At 63.9% G+C, this 17035-nt stretch carries 19 protein-coding genes; 10 read left to right on the forward strand and 9 right to left on the reverse strand.

Annotated elements, in window-relative coordinates; genetic code table 11:
- Both BSF79_RS03620 and BSF79_RS03625 read right to left on the reverse strand, forming a co-directional pair.
- Nucleotides 1-624: a LysE family translocator gene (locus tag BSF79_RS03620; protein ID WP_090268393.1), complete on the reverse strand. Its 624-nt coding sequence runs from the start codon at nucleotides 622-624 to the stop codon at nucleotides 1-3.
- Nucleotides 621-1403: a uracil-DNA glycosylase gene (locus BSF79_RS03625; RefSeq protein ID WP_090268394.1), complete on the reverse strand. Its 783-nt coding sequence runs from the start codon at nucleotides 1401-1403 to the stop codon at nucleotides 621-623. The genes BSF79_RS03620 and BSF79_RS03625 overlap by 4 nt, the downstream gene beginning before the upstream one ends.
- Nucleotides 1404-1562: 159 nt before the next feature.
- On the opposite strand from BSF79_RS03625, the gene BSF79_RS03630 reads away from it, so the two are divergent.
- From BSF79_RS03630 to plsY, 7 genes are read left to right on the forward strand one after another with little or no spacing between them, the layout of a single operon-like run.
- Nucleotides 1563-2519 (forward strand): aspartate carbamoyltransferase catalytic subunit, encoded by a 957-nt coding sequence (locus BSF79_RS03630; RefSeq protein ID WP_090268706.1) that lies wholly within the window; start codon nucleotides 1563-1565, stop codon nucleotides 2517-2519.
- Nucleotides 2512-2985 (forward strand): hypothetical protein, encoded by a 474-nt coding sequence (locus BSF79_RS03635; protein WP_090268396.1) that lies wholly within the window; start codon nucleotides 2512-2514, stop codon nucleotides 2983-2985. Before BSF79_RS03630 ends, BSF79_RS03635 begins: the two co-directional genes overlap by 8 nt.
- Nucleotides 2982-3431: a hypothetical protein gene (locus BSF79_RS03640; RefSeq protein WP_090268398.1), complete on the forward strand. Its 450-nt coding sequence runs from the start codon at nucleotides 2982-2984 to the stop codon at nucleotides 3429-3431. The genes BSF79_RS03635 and BSF79_RS03640 overlap by 4 nt, the downstream gene beginning before the upstream one ends.
- Complete coding sequence (locus tag BSF79_RS03645; protein WP_090268400.1) at nucleotides 3428-3997, forward strand: hypothetical protein; 570 nt, start codon at nucleotides 3428-3430, stop codon at nucleotides 3995-3997. Before BSF79_RS03640 ends, BSF79_RS03645 begins: the two co-directional genes overlap by 4 nt.
- Complete coding sequence (locus BSF79_RS03650; RefSeq protein ID WP_090268402.1) at nucleotides 3994-4470, forward strand: hypothetical protein; 477 nt, start codon at nucleotides 3994-3996, stop codon at nucleotides 4468-4470. Before BSF79_RS03645 ends, BSF79_RS03650 begins: the two co-directional genes overlap by 4 nt.
- Nucleotides 4467-5747, forward strand: a complete 1281-nt coding sequence (pyrC, locus tag BSF79_RS03655) for a dihydroorotase (protein ID WP_090268404.1) — start codon at nucleotides 4467-4469, stop codon at nucleotides 5745-5747. The genes BSF79_RS03650 and pyrC overlap by 4 nt, the downstream gene beginning before the upstream one ends.
- A complete protein-coding gene (plsY, locus tag BSF79_RS03660) occupies nucleotides 5747-6352 on the forward strand; it encodes a glycerol-3-phosphate 1-O-acyltransferase PlsY (protein ID WP_090268406.1) in 606 nt (201 codons plus the stop codon). Before pyrC ends, plsY begins: the two co-directional genes overlap by 1 nt.
- A gap of 220 nt (nucleotides 6353-6572) precedes the next feature.
- On the opposite strand, the gene BSF79_RS03665 is transcribed toward plsY, so the two are convergent.
- Genes BSF79_RS03665 through BSF79_RS03675 form a run of 3 tightly spaced genes read right to left on the reverse strand, consistent with a single transcriptional unit; the run spans nucleotide 6573 to nucleotide 9248 of the window.
- Nucleotides 6573-7943 (reverse strand): glutamate--cysteine ligase, encoded by a 1371-nt coding sequence (locus BSF79_RS03665; protein WP_090268408.1) that lies wholly within the window; start codon nucleotides 7941-7943, stop codon nucleotides 6573-6575.
- Between the two features lie 58 nt (nucleotides 7944-8001).
- Nucleotides 8002-8520: a hypothetical protein gene (locus BSF79_RS03670; RefSeq protein WP_245776307.1), complete on the reverse strand. Its 519-nt coding sequence runs from the start codon at nucleotides 8518-8520 to the stop codon at nucleotides 8002-8004.
- On the reverse strand, nucleotides 8517-9248 hold the full coding sequence (locus tag BSF79_RS03675) for a 16S rRNA (uracil(1498)-N(3))-methyltransferase (RefSeq protein ID WP_090268410.1): 732 nt from the start codon (nucleotides 9246-9248) through the stop codon (nucleotides 8517-8519). Before BSF79_RS03675 ends, BSF79_RS03670 begins: the two co-directional genes overlap by 4 nt.
- 12 nt (nucleotides 9249-9260) lie before the next feature.
- On the opposite strand from BSF79_RS03675, the gene ubiA reads away from it, so the two are divergent.
- The 3 genes from ubiA to BSF79_RS03690 all read left to right on the forward strand — a co-directional run bounded on the left by ubiA (nucleotide 9261) and on the right by BSF79_RS03690 (nucleotide 12550).
- Nucleotides 9261-10232 carry a 4-hydroxybenzoate octaprenyltransferase gene (gene ubiA, locus BSF79_RS03680; RefSeq protein ID WP_245776308.1) on the forward strand — a complete coding sequence of 324 codons (972 nt, stop codon included), beginning with the start codon at nucleotides 9261-9263 and terminating at the stop codon, nucleotides 10230-10232.
- 61 nt (nucleotides 10233-10293) lie between these two features.
- Nucleotides 10294-12231, forward strand: coding sequence for an OmpA family protein (locus BSF79_RS03685; protein ID WP_090268414.1), 1938 nt, complete (start codon nucleotides 10294-10296; stop codon nucleotides 12229-12231).
- Entirely contained in the window at nucleotides 12224-12550 is a 327-nt protein-coding gene (locus tag BSF79_RS03690; RefSeq protein ID WP_090268416.1) for a hypothetical protein, read from the forward strand. Before BSF79_RS03685 ends, BSF79_RS03690 begins: the two co-directional genes overlap by 8 nt.
- Before the next feature lie 54 nt (nucleotides 12551-12604).
- On the opposite strand, the gene BSF79_RS03695 is transcribed toward BSF79_RS03690, so the two are convergent.
- The 4 genes from BSF79_RS03695 to BSF79_RS03710 form a co-directional block, all read right to left on the reverse strand.
- Entirely contained in the window at nucleotides 12605-14191 is a 1587-nt protein-coding gene (locus BSF79_RS03695; protein WP_090268418.1) for an acyl-CoA synthetase, read from the reverse strand.
- 144 nt (nucleotides 14192-14335) lie between these two features.
- The gene (locus BSF79_RS03700) at nucleotides 14336-14632 is read right to left on the reverse strand and encodes an SCP2 sterol-binding domain-containing protein (RefSeq protein WP_090268708.1); all 297 of its coding nucleotides are present in this window, start codon (nucleotides 14630-14632) and stop codon (nucleotides 14336-14338) included.
- 77 nt (nucleotides 14633-14709) lie between these two features.
- Entirely contained in the window at nucleotides 14710-16062 is a 1353-nt protein-coding gene (locus BSF79_RS03705; protein WP_090268421.1) for an aspartate aminotransferase family protein, read from the reverse strand.
- Nucleotides 16063-16133: 71 nt separating this feature from the next.
- Nucleotides 16134-16976, reverse strand: coding sequence for an IclR family transcriptional regulator (locus tag BSF79_RS03710; protein WP_342741838.1), 843 nt, complete (start codon nucleotides 16974-16976; stop codon nucleotides 16134-16136).
- Nucleotides 16977-17035 lie beyond the last annotated feature (59 nt).

Raw genomic sequence — 17035 nt, forward strand, 5'->3', positions numbered from 1 at the left:
TCAGCCTTTCTGCAAAACCGCCAGCCGCAGCGCCAGTGCGGCGAAAATCCCGGCGCTGACCCGGCCCAGCCAGCGTGAAAACGCCGGGTTTCCGGTCAACCGCCGACCGATGCTTCCGGCGAAAACCCCCACCAGCCCGTTGATCACAAATCCGCCCAGCGCCAGAACCGCGCCGAAAATCAGGAACTGCCCCAAGACTGATCCACGCGCCGGATCGACAAACTGCGGGATGAACGCCAGCACGAACAGGATCACCTTGGGGTTGGTCAGGTTCACCACCATCCCCTCGCGGAACGCCCGCGCCGCAGGCACCGCAGGCGCGCCCGATGGCACCGCCCCCATCCGCAACGATTGCACCGCCAACCACAAAAGATAGCCCACACCGACCCAGCGGATTACGTCAAATGCCCCCGGTTGCGCCGCGATCAGCGCGCTCAGGCCCAGACCCGCCGCCAGAGCGTGCACAAACGCCCCCGCCGAAATGCCCGCGCTGGCCGCAACCGCCGGGCGCGGCCCCGATCGCACCCCCTGCCCAAGGCAGAACATCATATCCGCCCCCGGCGTCAGGTTCAGCGCCAAAGCCGCTGGAATAAATGCCAGAAACACAACCGGATCAACGCTCATGCCTTGGCCTCCAACCGCGCCTTCAGCGACAACAGATCGGCCCAAGCCTCGCGCTTGGCCGCAGGCGTCCGCAACAGATACGCCGGGTGAAACATCGGCAAAGCAGGCACGCCAAACGCCTCGGCCCACTGCCCGCGCAACCGGGTGATGCCGCGCTGCCCCAAACAGGCCTGACAACTGATGTTGCCCATCAGCACCACCGCATCCGGCTGCACCAGTGCCACATGCCGCTCCACAAACGGCAGCATCATGGCAATCTCTTCGGGCTGCGGATCACGGTTCTGTGGCGGGCGCCACGGCAGCACGTTGGTGATGTAAACCGCGCTCTCGCGCACCTGCGCGCCCCGGTCCAACCCGATCGCCGCCAGCATCCGGTCCAGCAAATGCCCGGCCTGCCCGACAAAAGGCCGCCCCTCGCGGTCCTCATCGCGCCCCGGCGCCTCGCCGATGATCATCACGCGGGCGCTGGCGTGCCCTTCGCTGAACACCAGATTGCGCGCGCCCCGCTTCAGCTCGCAATGCTCATAGGCCGCCATCGCCGCCCGCAGCGCCGCCAGATCGCCCGCGCCCTGCGCCATCGCCCGCGCCTCGGCCACCGGATCAACCGCCTGCGCAACCTGCGGAAAAGGTGCCCCTGCGCCCACCGCAACCGGCTTGGGCCGCTGTGCGGCCTGCGCATAGCGGTCAACGGGCTGATCACAGATCGCCTCGTCCGCGCCCAGCTCGATCTGCCACTCCAGCAGTGCTTTGGCCGTATGATAATCCAATGCCGAATCCATTCCGCCACGCTATCCGCCTTCGCGGCGCGCCGAAAGCCGACAAAACGCACCACCCGGCCCGACAGCGGCATTTGAGTATTTTCATCAAGTTGAAAGCAGAAATCTTGCCCCCCCCGCGCGGCCTTCCTATAAGCGGGCAACGCCGGTATGGAGGGTGAGATGACATTCACGCAGAAGCATCTGTTGGGGATCGAACCCCTCCACCCGTCCGAGATCACCACCCTGCTGGATCTGGCCGACCAATATGTCGACCTGAACCGCCGCGACGTAAAGCGCAGCGATGCGCTGGCCGGGCTCACTCAGATCAACATGTTCTTCGAGAATTCGACCCGCACGCAGGCCAGTTTCGAACTGGCCGGAAAACGGCTGGGCGCGGATGTCATGAACATGTCGATGCAGGCCAGCTCGATCAAGAAGGGCGAAACCCTGATTGATACCGCCATGACCCTGAACGCCATGCACCCCGACCTGCTGGTTGTGCGCCACCCGCATTCCGGCGCGGTCGATCTGCTGGCACAAAAGGTCAACTGCGCCGTGCTGAACGCGGGCGACGGGCGGCACGAACACCCCACTCAGGCCCTGCTGGATGCCCTGACCATCCGCCGCGCCAAGGGCCGCCTGCACCGCCTCAGCATCGCCATTTGCGGCGATATCGCCCACAGCCGCGTGGCCCGGTCCAACATCATGCTGCTGGGCAAGATGGAAAACCGCATCCGCCTGATCGGCCCACCCACCCTGATGCCCGCAGGCATCGAACACTTCGGCGTCGAGGTGTTCGAGGACATGCGCGAAGGCCTGAAAGACGTCGACGTGGTGATGATGCTCCGCCTGCAAAAGGAACGCATGGATGGCGGCTTCATCCCGTCCGAGCGCGAGTATTACCACCGCTACGGGCTGGATGCTGAAAAGCTCGGCTTTGCCAAACCCGACGCCATCGTCATGCACCCCGGCCCGATGAACCGCGGCGTTGAAATCGACGGCACATTGGCCGATGACATCAACCGCAGCGTTATTCAGGAACAGGTCGAAATGGGCGTCGCCGTGCGCATGGCCGCGATGGACCTGCTGGCCAGAAACCTGCGCACACGGGTCGAAGGGCAGGGAGTATATGTCTGACGCGCCGCCCCTCGACACGCCCCTGCTGCCGCATGAAACCTACCTGCGCAGCTGGCAACCCAGCCTCGCAGTCTTCGCCCAGCGCGCGCTGCTGCTGGGCTTTGCCACCGCCCTCGCCCTTGGTGGCATCGGCATCGTCAGCTGGACCCAGTGGCTGATCTCGCTGCCGATCCTGACCGTGCTCTATGTCTTCATCTTCGACGACTACAGCAACTGGGTCGCCCACCGGGACGAGCGCTGGCACCTGACCTCGCAACGCATGATCTTTGAAAACGCCCAATCCCCCGAGGAAAACGCCAGCATCCCGCTGTCGGCCATCTCCCGGCTGCGCCTGTGGTTCTGGTGGACGCTGCGGATCGGGCTGGAAAACGGCACCGCAACCTCGATCCGCTATATCCGCAACCCGGCCGAGGCCCGCCGCCGCATCCTTCAGGCACAATCCGCATTCTACGGAGGGGACCAATGACTGACGGCTACCATTCGATGACCCCCACCGCACCGCTCGCCGCAGGCGAAACCGTGCAACACAGCTTTCGCCCCGACCGAAGCGCCTATTGGCGCGATCACGCCTGGATGGCCGCCGGTGCCATGGCCATTGGCATGGCCGCGCTGTGGATCGCGGGCAACCCGCATGTCTGGACCGGGGCGGTCGGCGGGCTGGCGGCCATCGCCGTGCGCGCCTTCTATGTCGCCTCGGATGAACTTCAGGCACGCTGGGACATGACCGAAACCCGCCTGCTTGGCCCGCAGAACCGCACCGTGCGCCTGTCCGAAATCGCACAGCTGCGCACCCTCGGCAGCGCCGTGCAGATCGTGACCAACAGCGGCGACAAACATCTGCTGAAGTATCAGGCCGACCGCGACGCCACCCGCTCGCGCCTGCGCCGCGCCATGGCCGGAGGGCGCGGATGACGCAGCCAAGCCCCCCTCCCCCCGCCGGTTGGGAAAACATCCTGAACCGGGATGAGGTCATCCTGTGGCAGGGCCGCCCGGATACCGCATTGGCGCTGACACTTCCCAAACTGGGCAGCGCACTTTTTGGAATCGCCTTTGCCGGGTTTGCGCTGTTCTGGATGGTGATGGCCGCGCGTTCGGGCGGGTTTTTCTGGGCCTTCGGGCTGATCCATTTCTGCGCCGGTCTGGGGATCGTCTTCACCACGGTGTTGGGTGGTCCCCTGCGGCGGCGCAACAGTTGGTACACCCTCAGCAATCAGCGCGCCTTCATCGCCACGGACATGCCGCTGCGGGGCAAACGGCTGCGGTCCTTCCCGATCACCGCCGATACCCGGCTTTCGCTGACCGACACCACCCCCGGCACCGTGTGGTTCGCCACGCAGCCCCGGCGCGGCAATCGCGGCAACACCGGCAACAGCCGCATTGGCTTTCACCGCATTCCCGACGCCCCCGAGGTGTACCGCCTGATGCGCGACATCCAGCGCACAGAACGCCAAGCTGACCGCCAGAAGGACACCGCATGACCCAGCCGCTCTGGTCGCAATCCCTGGCCGAGGTCTACGCCCGCCACCCGCTCCACCTTTTCAGCGGTGCCGCCACACCCGTGACCCTGATCCTGCTCAGCCTTGGCTGGGCCTTCGGGCCCCAAGTTGGCCTGAACCCGCTGTGGATCACCCTGATCCTCGCCGCATTTCTGGGCCTGCGCTATGCGATGATCTGGTTTCTTGAACGCCCCCGCGTTCGGTTCACCCTGACCCCCACCGGCCCGGTCCGCGTGCAGGGCGACATTGAACAGCCGCTGCCCTTTGGCGACAGCGCCAACTTCACCCTCACCCGTGGCCCGCTGCGCCGCGCGCTTAATCTGCCCGCGCTCCTCACCCTCAGCGGCCAGAACGGCATCATGCGCAGCTGGACCGTGGTCTGGCCCGTCGTCGCCGACCGGATGGATACTCTGCGCACTGCGCTGGATCAGGCCCTCGAAGGAAAACGCCCATGACCCCCACGCTGATCACCAATGTCCACCTGATCGACCCTCAGGCCGGGTCGGTCACCCACGGCGCCCTGCTGATCGAAAACGGCCACATCGCCGCGGTTGGCGCCGAAATCGCCGTGCCCGACGGCGCACATGTGATCGACGGCGGCGGCAAGCACCTTGCCCCCGGCATCGTCGATATCGGCGTCAAAGTCTGCGAACCCGGCGAGCGCCACAAGGAATCGTTCAAATCCGCAGGCCTCGCCGCCGCCGCCGGCGGCGTCACCACCATCGTCACCCGCCCCGATACCGCCCCCGCCATCGACAGCCCCGAGACGCTGGAATTCGTTACCCGCCGCGCGAACGAGGCCGCCCCGGTGCGCGTCGTCCCCATGGCTGCCCTGACCAAAGGCCGCGATGGCCGCGAGATGACCGAGATCGGCTTTCTCATGGATGCCGGTGCCGTCGCCTTCACGGATTGCGACCGCGTGATCAGCGACACCAAAGTGTTCTCGCGCGCGCTGACCTATGCCCGCAGCCTGGGCGCGCTGGTCATCGCCCACCCGCAGGAACCGATCCTCAGCAAAGGTGCTGCCGTGACCTCGGGCAAATTCGCCTCGCTGCGCGGCCTGCCCGCCGTGTCCCCCATGGCCGAGCGCATGGGGCTGGACCGCGATATCGCCATCATCGAAATGACCGGCGCAAAATACCACGCCGATCAGATCACCACCGCCCGCGCCCTGCCCGCGCTGGAACGCGCCAAGGCCAACGGGCTGGACATCACCGCCGGCACCTCGATCCACCACCTGACGTTGAATGAACTCGACGTCGCCGACTACCGCACCTTCTTCAAGATCAAACCGCCCCTGCGCTCGGAAGAGGACCGCATGGCCGTGGTCGAGGCCCTGCGCCACGGGCTGATCGACACGATCAGCTCGATGCACACCCCGCAGGATGAGGAATCCAAACGCCTGCCCTACGAGGAAGCCGCCTCGGGTGCCGTCGGCCTTGAAACCTTCCTGCCCGCCGCCCTGCGCCTGTTCCACTCGGGCGACCTGACGCTGCCGCAACTGTTCCGCGCCATGGCGCTGAACCCGGCCAAACGCCTCGGCCTGCCCCAAGGCCGCCTCAGCCCCGGCGCCCCGGCTGACCTGGTGCTGTTCGATGCCAACGCGCCCTTCGTGCTCGACCGGTTCAAACTGCACTCCAAGTCGAAAAACACGCCCTTTGACGGCCAGCGGATGCAGGGTAAGGTGCAGGCCACCTTCGTTGGTGGTAAACAGATCTTCGGAGACGCCTGATGCCCGACCTTACCACCCCGCTTGCCATGCTCGCGCTCTGGGGCGCGCTTGGCTACCTGCTCGGGTCGATCCCCTTCGGCATGCTGCTGGCCAAGGCCATGGGGCTGGGCAACCTGCGCTCTATCGGCTCGGGCAATATCGGCGCCACCAACGTGCTGCGCACCGGCAATAAAAAGGCAGCCGCCCTGACCCTGCTGCTGGATGGCGGCAAAGGCGCTGCCGCCGTGCTGCTGGCCCGCGCCTTCGCATCCGAGGATGCGGCGCAACTGGCCGGGCTGATGGCCTTCCTTGGGCACTGCTTCCCGGTCTGGCTGGGCTTCAAGGGCGGCAAGGGCGTGGCCACGTTCCTTGGTCTGCTGCTGGCGCTGGCCTGGCCCGTGGGCCTTGCCGCCTGCGCCACATGGCTGGTCTCGGCGCTGCTGCTGCGGATATCATCCTTCGCCGCGCTGATGGCCGCCGCCATGTCGACGATCTGGATGGTGCTGTTCGGCCATGGCCAGATGCTGGCGCTCGGGGCCGCGCTGACCCTGCTGATCTTCTGGACCCACCGCGCCAACATCACGCGGCTGCGCGCGGGCACCGAACCCAAGATCGGCAAGAAGTAAGCGCCGCCAAAGGCCTCGGTTCCCTCGGCGATCCTCCGGTCTCGGCGCACTGCGGCCCCCCACCGTCAGCGCCCATCGCATATGCATCACATGTGCATGCGTTGTGCATGATTTTCACACCGCCGCAGTCCGCGAAATCCAGCCTCGGAAAAACTTAACGCAACGGCGGTTTCCCCCCGTTGCGCCAAACCTTTTCACCGGTCACAACGACCCATCGAAATCAGTAGGAATACTCGGCGTAAATCCGGCTCAGATCGCCGTTCCAGTCGCCGTGGTAATGCTCCAGCAATTCATCCGCCGGGGTCTTGCCACTGTCCACGCTTTCCTTCAGCGCATTCAGGAAATGGGTCTCGTCCGGGATCAACCCGCCCGCCCCCACACGCGCCCGCGCCTTCAGCCCGCCCTCGGCAATCGCCAGAACCTCGCGTGCCAGATCGTGCATTTTCACGCCGCCCACCTGCGCCTGAAGCCCATCAACACTGGCCGCCACCCGCAGGCCTTCGCGCGTTTCCGCATCCCAGCCCTTGGCCAGATCCCACGCCGCATCCAGCGCGCTCTGATCGTACATCAGCCCGACCCAAAGCGCCGGCAAGGCACATAGCCGCCGCCACGGGCCACCATCGGCACCGCGCATTTCCATGTATTTCTTGATCCGCGCCTCGGGGAAGGCCGTCGTCAGATGGTCTGCCCAATCGCTCAGCGTCGGCGTCTCACCGGGCAGCGCAGGCAGTTCGCCCTTCATGAAGTCGCGGAAAGATTGCCCCAGCGCGTCGATATACTTGCCGTCGCGATAGACAAAATACATTGGCACATCAAGGGCATAGTCCACATAGCGCTCAAACCCGAAGCCCTCTTCGAACACAAAGGGCAACATGCCGGTGCGGGCCGGGTCCAGATCGCGCCAGATCCGGCTGCGCCAGCTTTTGTGGCCATTCGGCTTGCCCTCGAAGAAGGGCGAATTGGCGAACAGCGCCGTCGCCACCGGCTGCAACGCCAGCGCCACGCGCAGCTTTTGCACCATGTCGGCCTCGGACGCGAAATCAAGGTTCACCTGCACGGTGCAGGTCCGGCGCATCATCGAGGTGCCCATCGTCCCGACGCTCTGCATATAGCTGTTCATCAGCTTATACCGCCCCTTGGGCATCAGCGGCATCTCGTCATGGGTCCAGATCGGCGCGGCCCCCAAGCCGATAAAGCCAACACCGACCTTGTCCGCGATGTCTTTCACGTCGCGCAGATGGGCGTTCACCTCGTCACAGGTCTCGTGGATCGTCTCCAGCGGCGCGCCTGAAAGCTCCAGCTGCCCGCCGGGTTCAAGGCTGACATTGGCACCGTCTTTTTCCAGCCCGATCAGCTTGCCAGCTTCCTCGACCGGGTTCCAACCGTGGCCGTCGCGCAGCCCCTCCAGCACCGCCAGAACCGACCGTTCGCCAGCATAAGGAATGGGCTTCAACGTATCCTTGCAATACCCGAACTTCTCATGCTCGGTCCCGATTCGCCAATTTTCCTTTGGTTTACAACCGCTTGACAAATATTCTGCAAGCTGCGAACGATCTTCGATCGGCCCGCCGCCGGATTGTGGAATGGACATGTCGCGCTCCGGTCATTGTCTCAGGTTCGGGCAGGATTGAGCGCTAAACCCGGCAAAGTCAATGCAAGCGCATCGGGTTTGAGCGCCAGATCAACACATCGTCAGACGCGGGCCTGCGCAGGGCGCGCAACATCGCCTCGGTCTGCATGCCGGGCAAAGCGGCGAAGACATCGAACAGCGCCTCGCTTCCCTCGGCATCAACCGGGATGTGCAGCGGCGCCTCGCCGGGCGCCGACAGCAGCCACACCTGCTGCCCCTCGCCCATACGTAACAGACGGATCGCGCTCAGCGCCGAAATCGCCAGCGACCCGCCAGAAACCGGGCCGAAATAGCTGACCACGCCCTCATCCACCTCGACCAGCCCGGCCCCGCCAGCCATCCGCGCAAAGCGCGCGCGGCGTAGCGCGACAAACCCAAGGCCCGCCGCCCCTGCCAAAACCACGATGCCCCCGATCCAGCGCAGCGGCCCAAGCCCGATCAGCGCCCATCGCACCCCGATCAAAACGATTCCCAATGCCACAACCGGCTCGCGCCAGCGCCGCAACGCGGCCTGTGCCTCGGGGCGCAGAAAGCTCACTGCCAATCCCCAAGCGCCTGCTGCCACAGCGTCATCGCCGCCACCGCCGCCGTATCGGCCCGCAGAATGCGCGGGCCAAGGCTGATGGTATGCGCAAACGGCAGCGCCTTCAGCTTGGCCCGCTCCGCCTCGGAAAATCCGCCCTCGGGCCCGATCAGAATCGCCCAGGGCGCTTGTGCCCCGCGCAGCGCAGGATCCAAAGCAAGCCCCGCGCCCGCCGCGGCCTCGTCACAAAACAGCAACTGCCGCCCCTCGGGCCAGTCGGCCAAAAGCCGGTCCAGCCGGTGCAACTCGCTGACCTCGGGCACATAGGTGCCGCCACATTGCTCAGCGGCCTCCACGGCATGGGCCTGCAACCGATCCTGCCGGATACGCTCGGAATTGGTGAACTCGGTCTGCACCGGAATGATCCGCGCCGCGCCCATTTCAGCCGCCTTTTCGACGATGAAATCGGTGCGCGCCTTTTTGATCGGAGCAAACAGCAGCCACAGATCGGGCGGCATCTGCAACGGCTTGGTCTGCTCACGGCACGCCAATACACCGCCGCGTTTTCCGGCCTCGACAACCTCGGCCCGCCACTCGCCATCGCGCCCGTTGAACAGCGCCACCTGCGCCCCCACACTCTGCCGCATGACCCCAAACAGGTAATGCGCCTGATCGCGGTCCAAAGGAACCGTTTGCTCCTGCCCCAAAGGGTGCTCTACATAAAGGCGGATCTTCATAGTCATGGACCCGATCTTATGCCCGACCAGACCCAGACACCAGAGCCCGCAGGCCAGGTTTCCGACGCCGTACGCGGCAATTGGGTGGATCGCTATGCGCCGCCCGCCAGCCGCCCCTATCTGCGGCTGTCGCGCGCGGATCGGCCGATCGGAACGTGGCTGTTGCTGTTGCCGTGCTGGTGGGGGCTGGCGCTGGCAATCTTGCATGACGGCCAACCGCGCTGGCAGGATCTGTGGATCTTCGTCGCTTGCGGCGCCGGGGCCTGGCTGATGCGCGGCGCGGGCTGCACATGGAATGACATCACCGACCGTGACTTTGACGCGGCAGTAGAGCGTACGAAATCGCGCCCCATCCCCTCAGGTCAGGTCAGCGCCCGCCAAGCTGCGGTATGGATGCTGGCACAGGCGCTGATCGCTTTTGCCATTCTGCTGACCTTCAACACGGCGGCGATTATCATGGGGGTAATCTCGCTTCTGCCCGTGGCGATCTATCCCTTTGCCAAGCGGTTCACGTGGTGGCCGCAGGTGTTTCTGGGGCTGGCGTTCAACTGGGGCGCCTTGCTGGTCTGGGTGGCGCACACCGGATCACTGCACCCGGCGGCCTTTCTGCTGTATATGTCCGGCATCGCATGGACGCTGTTCTATGACACGATTTATGCCCATCAGGACAAAGAGGATGACGCCCTGATCGGCGTGAAATCCACCGCGCGGCTGTTCGCCGATCAAACCCCGGTCTGGCTGCGGCGCTTCATGGTGCTGACGGTCGGGCTGATGGCAATGGCGGTGCTGTCGGCGATGCTTGGCCAGCGCGGCCAGCCGTTTGCCATTCTTGCGGCACTGGCGGGCCCTTGGGTGATGGGCTGGCACATGCTGTGGCAGCTGCGCAAGCTCAACACCGAAAACCCCGAAGCCTGCCTGATGCTGTTTCGCGCCAACCGCGACACCGGCCTGATCCCCTTGCTGTTTTTCGCCGGTGCCGCTTTCCTTTGATTGCGCACCGGGCGCGGCACGCCTAAAGATCACCCATCAATAACTACAAGTGTTGGCCCCAATGCGTCTGTCTTCGATTGTCATCACTGCCGTCACCTTCGCCCTTGCCGCCGGGCTGAGCCTCATCACCGCAGGATTCGCCGGGAATGTGATCGAGGATAATTCCGAATACAGCGTGCGTCAGGCTCTGGATGACAATGCAATGCACTGGGCCGAGGTGCACGCCGACGGGCTTCAGGTCTTTCTGACCGGCACCGCCCCATCCGAAGCCGTACGGTTCAAAGCGCTGTCCGTCACCGGCGGCATTGTCGATGCCGCGCGGGTGATCGACCAGATGACAGTGCAGGACAGCGCCCTGATCGAACCGCCACGCTTCTCGGTCGAGATTCTGCGCAATGACAGCGGCGTGTCGCTGATCGGGCTTGTCCCCGCCGCAACAGACCGTCAGGCGCTGGTGCGCCAGATCACCGCCCTCGCGAACGAGGGGCAGGTTTCCGATCTGCTGCAAACCGCCGACTATCCCGTGCCCGAAGGCTGGGACGAGGCGCTTGGCTTTGCGCTCAAAGCGCTCAAGACCCTGCCGCGCTCGAAAATCTCGGCGTCAGCTGGCGAGGTCGTGATTACCGCCATGTCCGACAGCCCCACCGAAAAGCGCCGCATGGAAACCGAACTGTCCCGCGCTGTTCCGTCAGATACCCGGATGATGCTGGACATTTCCGCCCCGCGCCCGGTGATCACCCCGTTCACCCTGCGCTTCCTGATCGACGAGGCTGGCGCCCGCTTCGATGCCTGCTCGGCCGACGATGACGAGGCGCGCCGCCGCATTCTGGCTGCCGCCGTCAGCGCCGGACTGTCCGACAAGGCCAGCTGCACCATCGGGCTGGGCGTGCCCTCGCCCAAATGGGGCACCGCCGTTGAACGTGCCATTGTCGCGCTGAAAGAGCTCGGCGCCGGGTCCGTCACCTTTGCCGATGCCGATATCACTCTGGTCGCCGCCGAAGGCACCGATCAGGCGCTGTTTGATCGCGTCGTCGGCGAGCTGGAAAACAACCTGCCAACCGTGTTCGCCCTGCACCCCGTGCTGCCCAAGCCGGAAAGGACATCCGAACAAGGCACCCCCGAATTTGTCGCCACCCTGTCGCCCGAAGGGCTGGTACAGCTGCGCGGGCGGCTGAACGATGAACTGACCCGCAGCGCTTCTGAAAGCTTCGCCCATGCCCGGTTTGGCACCAAGTCCGTGCACACCGCCGCGCGGCTGGATGATACCTTGCCCAAAAGCTGGCCCTTGCGCGTGCTGACCGGGATCGACGCCCTGTCGCGCCTGTCCAACGGCGCCCTGAACGTCACGCCGGACCTGATCACTGTGTCGGGCAACACCGGCAACCCCGATGCCAGTGCCGAAATTGCCCGGCTGATGGTCGACAAGCTGGGCGACGCCGAACGGTTCGAACTCAACGTCACCTATCTCGAAAAGCTCGACCCGATCGCCTCGATTCCCACGCCCGACGAATGCGAAGCGCAGATCGCCGAAATCCTGTCCACCCGGAAGATCAATTTCGAACCCGGCTCGGACACACCCGATTCCGAAGCGCGCGTTGTCATCGACGACATCGCCGATATCCTCAAGCTTTGCGGCGAAGTCAGGATGGAAATCAGCGGCCACACTGACAGTCAGGGTCGCGAAGAGATGAACCAGCAATTGTCACAGGCCCGCGCTCAGGCGGTTCTGAACGCGCTGCGCGAACGGCGCGTACCGACCAATGCGCTGAATGCCACTGGCTATGGCGAAGCCGATCCCGTGGCTGGCAACGACACCGAAGAGGGACGAGAGGCCAACCGCCGCATCGAGTTCCGTCTGATCCGCCCGAAGGTGACCCGCGAGACGGAAACAACGCTTGAAAGCGCGGAACAAACGTCCGAAGAAGGCGCAGACATTGCGGCGGAAGAGGTGATCAACCCCGCAGATGCCGCCTCTGAGGAAGGATCAAACGATGAGTAGGACTGAATTTATTATCGCAACCGCGATTATCCTGTTTGTCGCCTTTTGCACGGGCTGGTTTGCGAACTGGCTGATCCACCGCTTCACCCGCGTGTCCAAAGCCGACATCGGCGAGCTGGAGCGCATGGCGCAGGAACTGCACGAAGCCGAAGAAACCCGCGATCAGGCGATCACCTATCTGCAACAGCGCGAGGCCGAACTGACCAATCAGTTGGCTCAGGCCGAGGCAGAGCTGGCCGCCACGATGGAAGGGCTGCGCGAAGCCCGCCACGAGGCAGAAGAGCTGCGTGCCTATATCGAACGCGCCAACGCGGGCTGACCCACCCCACCAGACGCAGGCGTAGGGTGGGCATTTTCCCACCGCCACCTCTGCTTACGAGACCGCACTGCCGCTGCTGCCAAAGGCAATGCGCAGATCCCGCTTCAGAATTTTTCCGCTTGGGTTTTTCGGCAGCGTGTCGATGAACTCGACCCGCTTGGGCACTTTGAAATGCGCCAGCACCTCGCGGCAATGTGCCATGACGTGCTCGACCTCGGCGCTATGGCCGCTTTTCAGAACGATCACCGCCGTCACCTGCTCGATCCAGCGTTCATGCGGCAGGCCGATCACCGCCACTTCGGACACCTGCGGCAGAAGGTAAATCACCTCCTCCACCTCGCGGCTCGACACATTTTCGCCGCCGGTGTTGATCATGTCCTTCTTGCGATCGACCACGGCGATATAACCATCCTTGTCGACACACCCCAGATCACCGGAATGGAACCAGCCGCCTTCAAATGCCGCGGCCGTTTTGACGGGGTCGTTGAAATACCCGGTCATCAGTTGCGGCGAGCGGTGCACGATTTCCCCCACCTCACCCACAGCCACATCGTTCATCAGATCGTCCACCACCCGCGTTTCCACGTTCAGCGCCGGGAACCCGGCAGATCCGGGCTTGCTCAACTGCTCTTCGGGCGGCAGCACCGTGGCAACCGGCGCAATCTCGGTCTGACCATAGAAGTTCCACAACCGTACCTGCGGCAACCGGGCCTGCATTTCCTTCAGCACCTCAACCGGCATGATCGACGCGCCATAATATCCCTTGGCCAGCTTCGACAGATCGGTCGTCTCAAGCAAAGGCGATCGCAACAGCGAAATCCACACCGACGGCGGGCAGAAGAACGACGAAATCCCGTGCTTTTCCAGCAGTGGCAGAATGACATCGGGGCTGGGCTGCCCGGTGATCACGCTGGTCATCCCCAGATAGATCGCAGGCCCCACAAACACATCCAGCTGCGCACAGTGATACATCGGCAGCGCATGCAGCATCACATCGCTCGAGGTCATCTCGCCGTCGACGATGCAGCTTACATATTGCCACATGACCGAACTGTGGGTCAGCATTGCCCCCTTGGGCGCGCTCTCCGTCCCGCTGGTGTAAACGATCTGCGCCAGCATCTCGCCCTCCAACCCCAGCAACACCGCCGAATCGTCCTCGGTGCCCAACGCGTCAAAGCTCACATCCGCAGGTGCCGCAGGCAACGCCTCCCCCGGCAAGCCCAGTGTCCACTCAACTGCGGTATCCTTGGCCATTGCCTCGGCGGCGATGGCCGCAAACTCCGGGCCAAAGGCCACCGCTCTGGCGCCCGAGCTGCGCAGGATGAACCCGATCTCGTCGGCATTCAGCATGAAATTCACCGGCACCAGAACCGCCCCCGCCCGCGCGATGGCAAAGCGCATCGCCGCAAACGCGTGCGAGTTGCGCGAAACAATCGCCACCCGGTCGCCGATGCCGATGCCGCGCTCCATCAGCCCGCGCGCCAACCGGTTGCACAACGCGTCCAGCTCGGCATAGGTCCAGCTGACCTCGCCACAGATGATTGCGGTTTTATCCCCGACCTTGCGTGCCGAACGGCGCAGCAGATCACCGATTGTGTGCTGCCGCGCGATGCCGATTTGACGGCCCAATGTTTGTGTCATGCGTTCCTCCTCTGTGGCCCGGCCCCCGTAATGCGGGCGGCCAGCCTTCTCCCCACCCGCATTCGGGCCCTTGATCTGGCCAAAGACTACGCCCGCACATCGCACCTGTGCAACCGCAACAGACGACGCGCTGCGGCCTTTGGCCTACTCCGTCAGAATTGCGCTGACCTTCAGGGCGCGTTGCGGATTGCCATCGACCTTAAGCTTGCCCGACATGAAGGCCATCATCGGGTTCTGGTCGCCCGACATGATCTTGCGAAACACCGCTTCCGACGCGGTCAGCGTCACATCCGCCGCCTCGTCCTGTGTGCCCTCACGCGCGCCGGCCTCGTCCAACATCACCGCGCCTTCGCCGGTCACAATCAGCTTGGCCGTGCCCCTGATCCGGCCCGCGGCCTTCGGCTGAAGCACCGTGATAAAATCCTCAAGCGTATCTGACATGTTGCCCCCTTTTGCATCCGCCCCCATGGCTATCGCCTGGGGACCGCGACACAATCAGAACCCTGCGTCATTGCGGTTCAAAGACTGGCAAACCCCTTGTCCATTGCCGTCAGGATCGTGCCAACATCGTCAGATGTCAGCACCAACGGCGGCGACAGGATGATATTGGGCCCAGAGACCCGCACCATCGCCCCCGCGCGATAGGTTTCCTCCTGCACCCGGTTGATGCTTTTCTTGTCGATCGCCGTCTTGCTGGCGCGATCACTGACCAGCTCGACCGCGCACATCAACCCATGCCCGCCGCGCACATCACCGATCACGTCGTATTTCTCCTGCAAGGCCAGCAACCCGGCGTGCAGTTCCGCCCCGCGCGCCGCCGCGTTTTCATTCACCTTCAGCCGCCGGGTTTCCGCCAGACAGGCCAGCGCCGCCGCCGCCCCCACCGGATGACCGGAATAGGTGTAACCGTGGCCAATCGCGGCCTTGCCGGTCTCGTCGCCCTCAAACACCTCGGCCACCGCATCGGAAATCATCACCGCCCCGAACGGAAAATACCCGTTTGTGATCGCCTTGGCGGTACACATCAGATCGGGCTTCACGCCCCAGTGGCGGCTTCCGGTCCAACCGCCGGTCCGCCCGAACGCCGTGATCACCTCGTCCGCGATCAGCAGGATATTGTTGCGACTGCAAATTTCACGCACCGCTGGCATAAAGCTGGCATGCGGTGGGATCACCCCACCGGCGCCCAGCACTGGCTCCATGATCATCGCTGCAATGGTGCCCGCCCCCTGAAACGCGATCTCATCCTCCAGCGCCGCAAGACACAGCTGCGCCAACCGCTCCGGGTCGGTCTCGTTGAACGGATTGCGATAGGTATATGGCGCGGGGATATGATGACAGCCGGGCAGCAACGGCTCGTACGCGGTGCGGAAATTGGCATTGCCATTCACACTGGCACCCCCGAAATGCGTCCCGTGATATCCCTTCTTCAGGCTTAGGAATTTCACCTTGCCCGCCTCGCCGCGGATCTTGTGATACTGCCGCGCAAGCCGCAGCGCCGTCTCCACACTGTCCGACCCACCCGAGGTATAAAACGCCCGGCTCAGCCCGTCGGGGGCAAAGAATGCCCGCAGCTCCTCGGCCAGCTCAATAACGCAATCGTTCGAGGTGCCCCGAAAGATCGAGTAATAGGGCAGCCGCTCCAACTGATCCGCGATGGCCTGCTTGATCGGCGCACACGAGAAACCAAGGTTGACGTTCCACAACCCGCCGACCCCGTCCACAACCTCGTGACCATCGACATCGCAGATCCGCACCCCATGCGCCTGCGTTATGATCGTCGGCGGGTTGGCCTGACTGTCGGCCGGATGCGCCATTGGGTGCCACAGGGACCGGGCGTTCTTTTCCTTCAGAAAATTGCTGTCTTTCATGGGCTTACCCTTTCAAATATCGGACAGGCGAACCACCTGCCCCTGTCTGTTTTGTCGCGGCGCGCATCACATCACGCCCCGAAATCTTGATTGAACCCGTCGGGCGGAAGGCCGCCCAACTGCCGCGACAGATCCTGCGCGTGGCGCTTCACCTCGGCCCGGATATGCGCAATCAAATCCGCATCCATCCGCGCCACCGGGGCCGCGACGGCCACCGCGCCCACAACCGCCTGTGCCGCGTCAAAAACCGGTGCGGCGTGTGAATGCACGTCTTCCTCAAACCCGCCGACATAATCGGCAATGCCGGTCTGCCGCACCTTCACCAACAGCGCGCGCAACTGCGCCGGGTCCGTCACCGTATCCGGCGTGTGCGCATCCAGTGGCCCGGCCAAAATCGTGTCGACGAATTCCGGCGCGCTGAAGGCCAGAACCGCCAACCCCGAACTGGTCGCATGCAGCGCCAGGGTCTCGGCGTCCTCCATCATCACCCGCGTGCGGTGCTGTGGGCTGTAGGTATATGCGATCGTCTCAAGCCGCGCGCCGCGCAGCATCGACATATGCGCGGTCTCGTTGGTCGCATCCGACAGCGCCCGCAACACATTCAACGACACTTCGCGCATCGGCACCGCCGCCTCGCGCAGCGACGCCAGCCGCAAAAATGCAGGCCCAAGCCGGTATTCGCGCCCGGTTCCGATCTGCTCCACGAATCCCTGCTCGGCCAGTTCGCTCAACAGCCGATGCGCCGTCGCTTTGTTGATCCCCGACAGCCGCGCCATATCGCTCAATCCGATTTCATTTCGGGCATGATCAAAATAATTGAGCAATGACAAAGCTTTGGATACTGTCCCCATAGGGCTGAAGGCCTTTCTTTCCAGCTTGAAACAGGCGGAAACGTCCGCGCATGCTCTACACATGTTAAATTTGTTGACAGAAACTCTGCTCCTCTGTCAATCTAATTTAAAACCAACGGTTT

Source organism: Thalassovita taeanensis (genome assembly GCF_900110775.1).
Classification (GTDB): Bacteria; Pseudomonadota; Alphaproteobacteria; order Rhodobacterales; family Rhodobacteraceae; genus Litorimicrobium; species Litorimicrobium taeanense.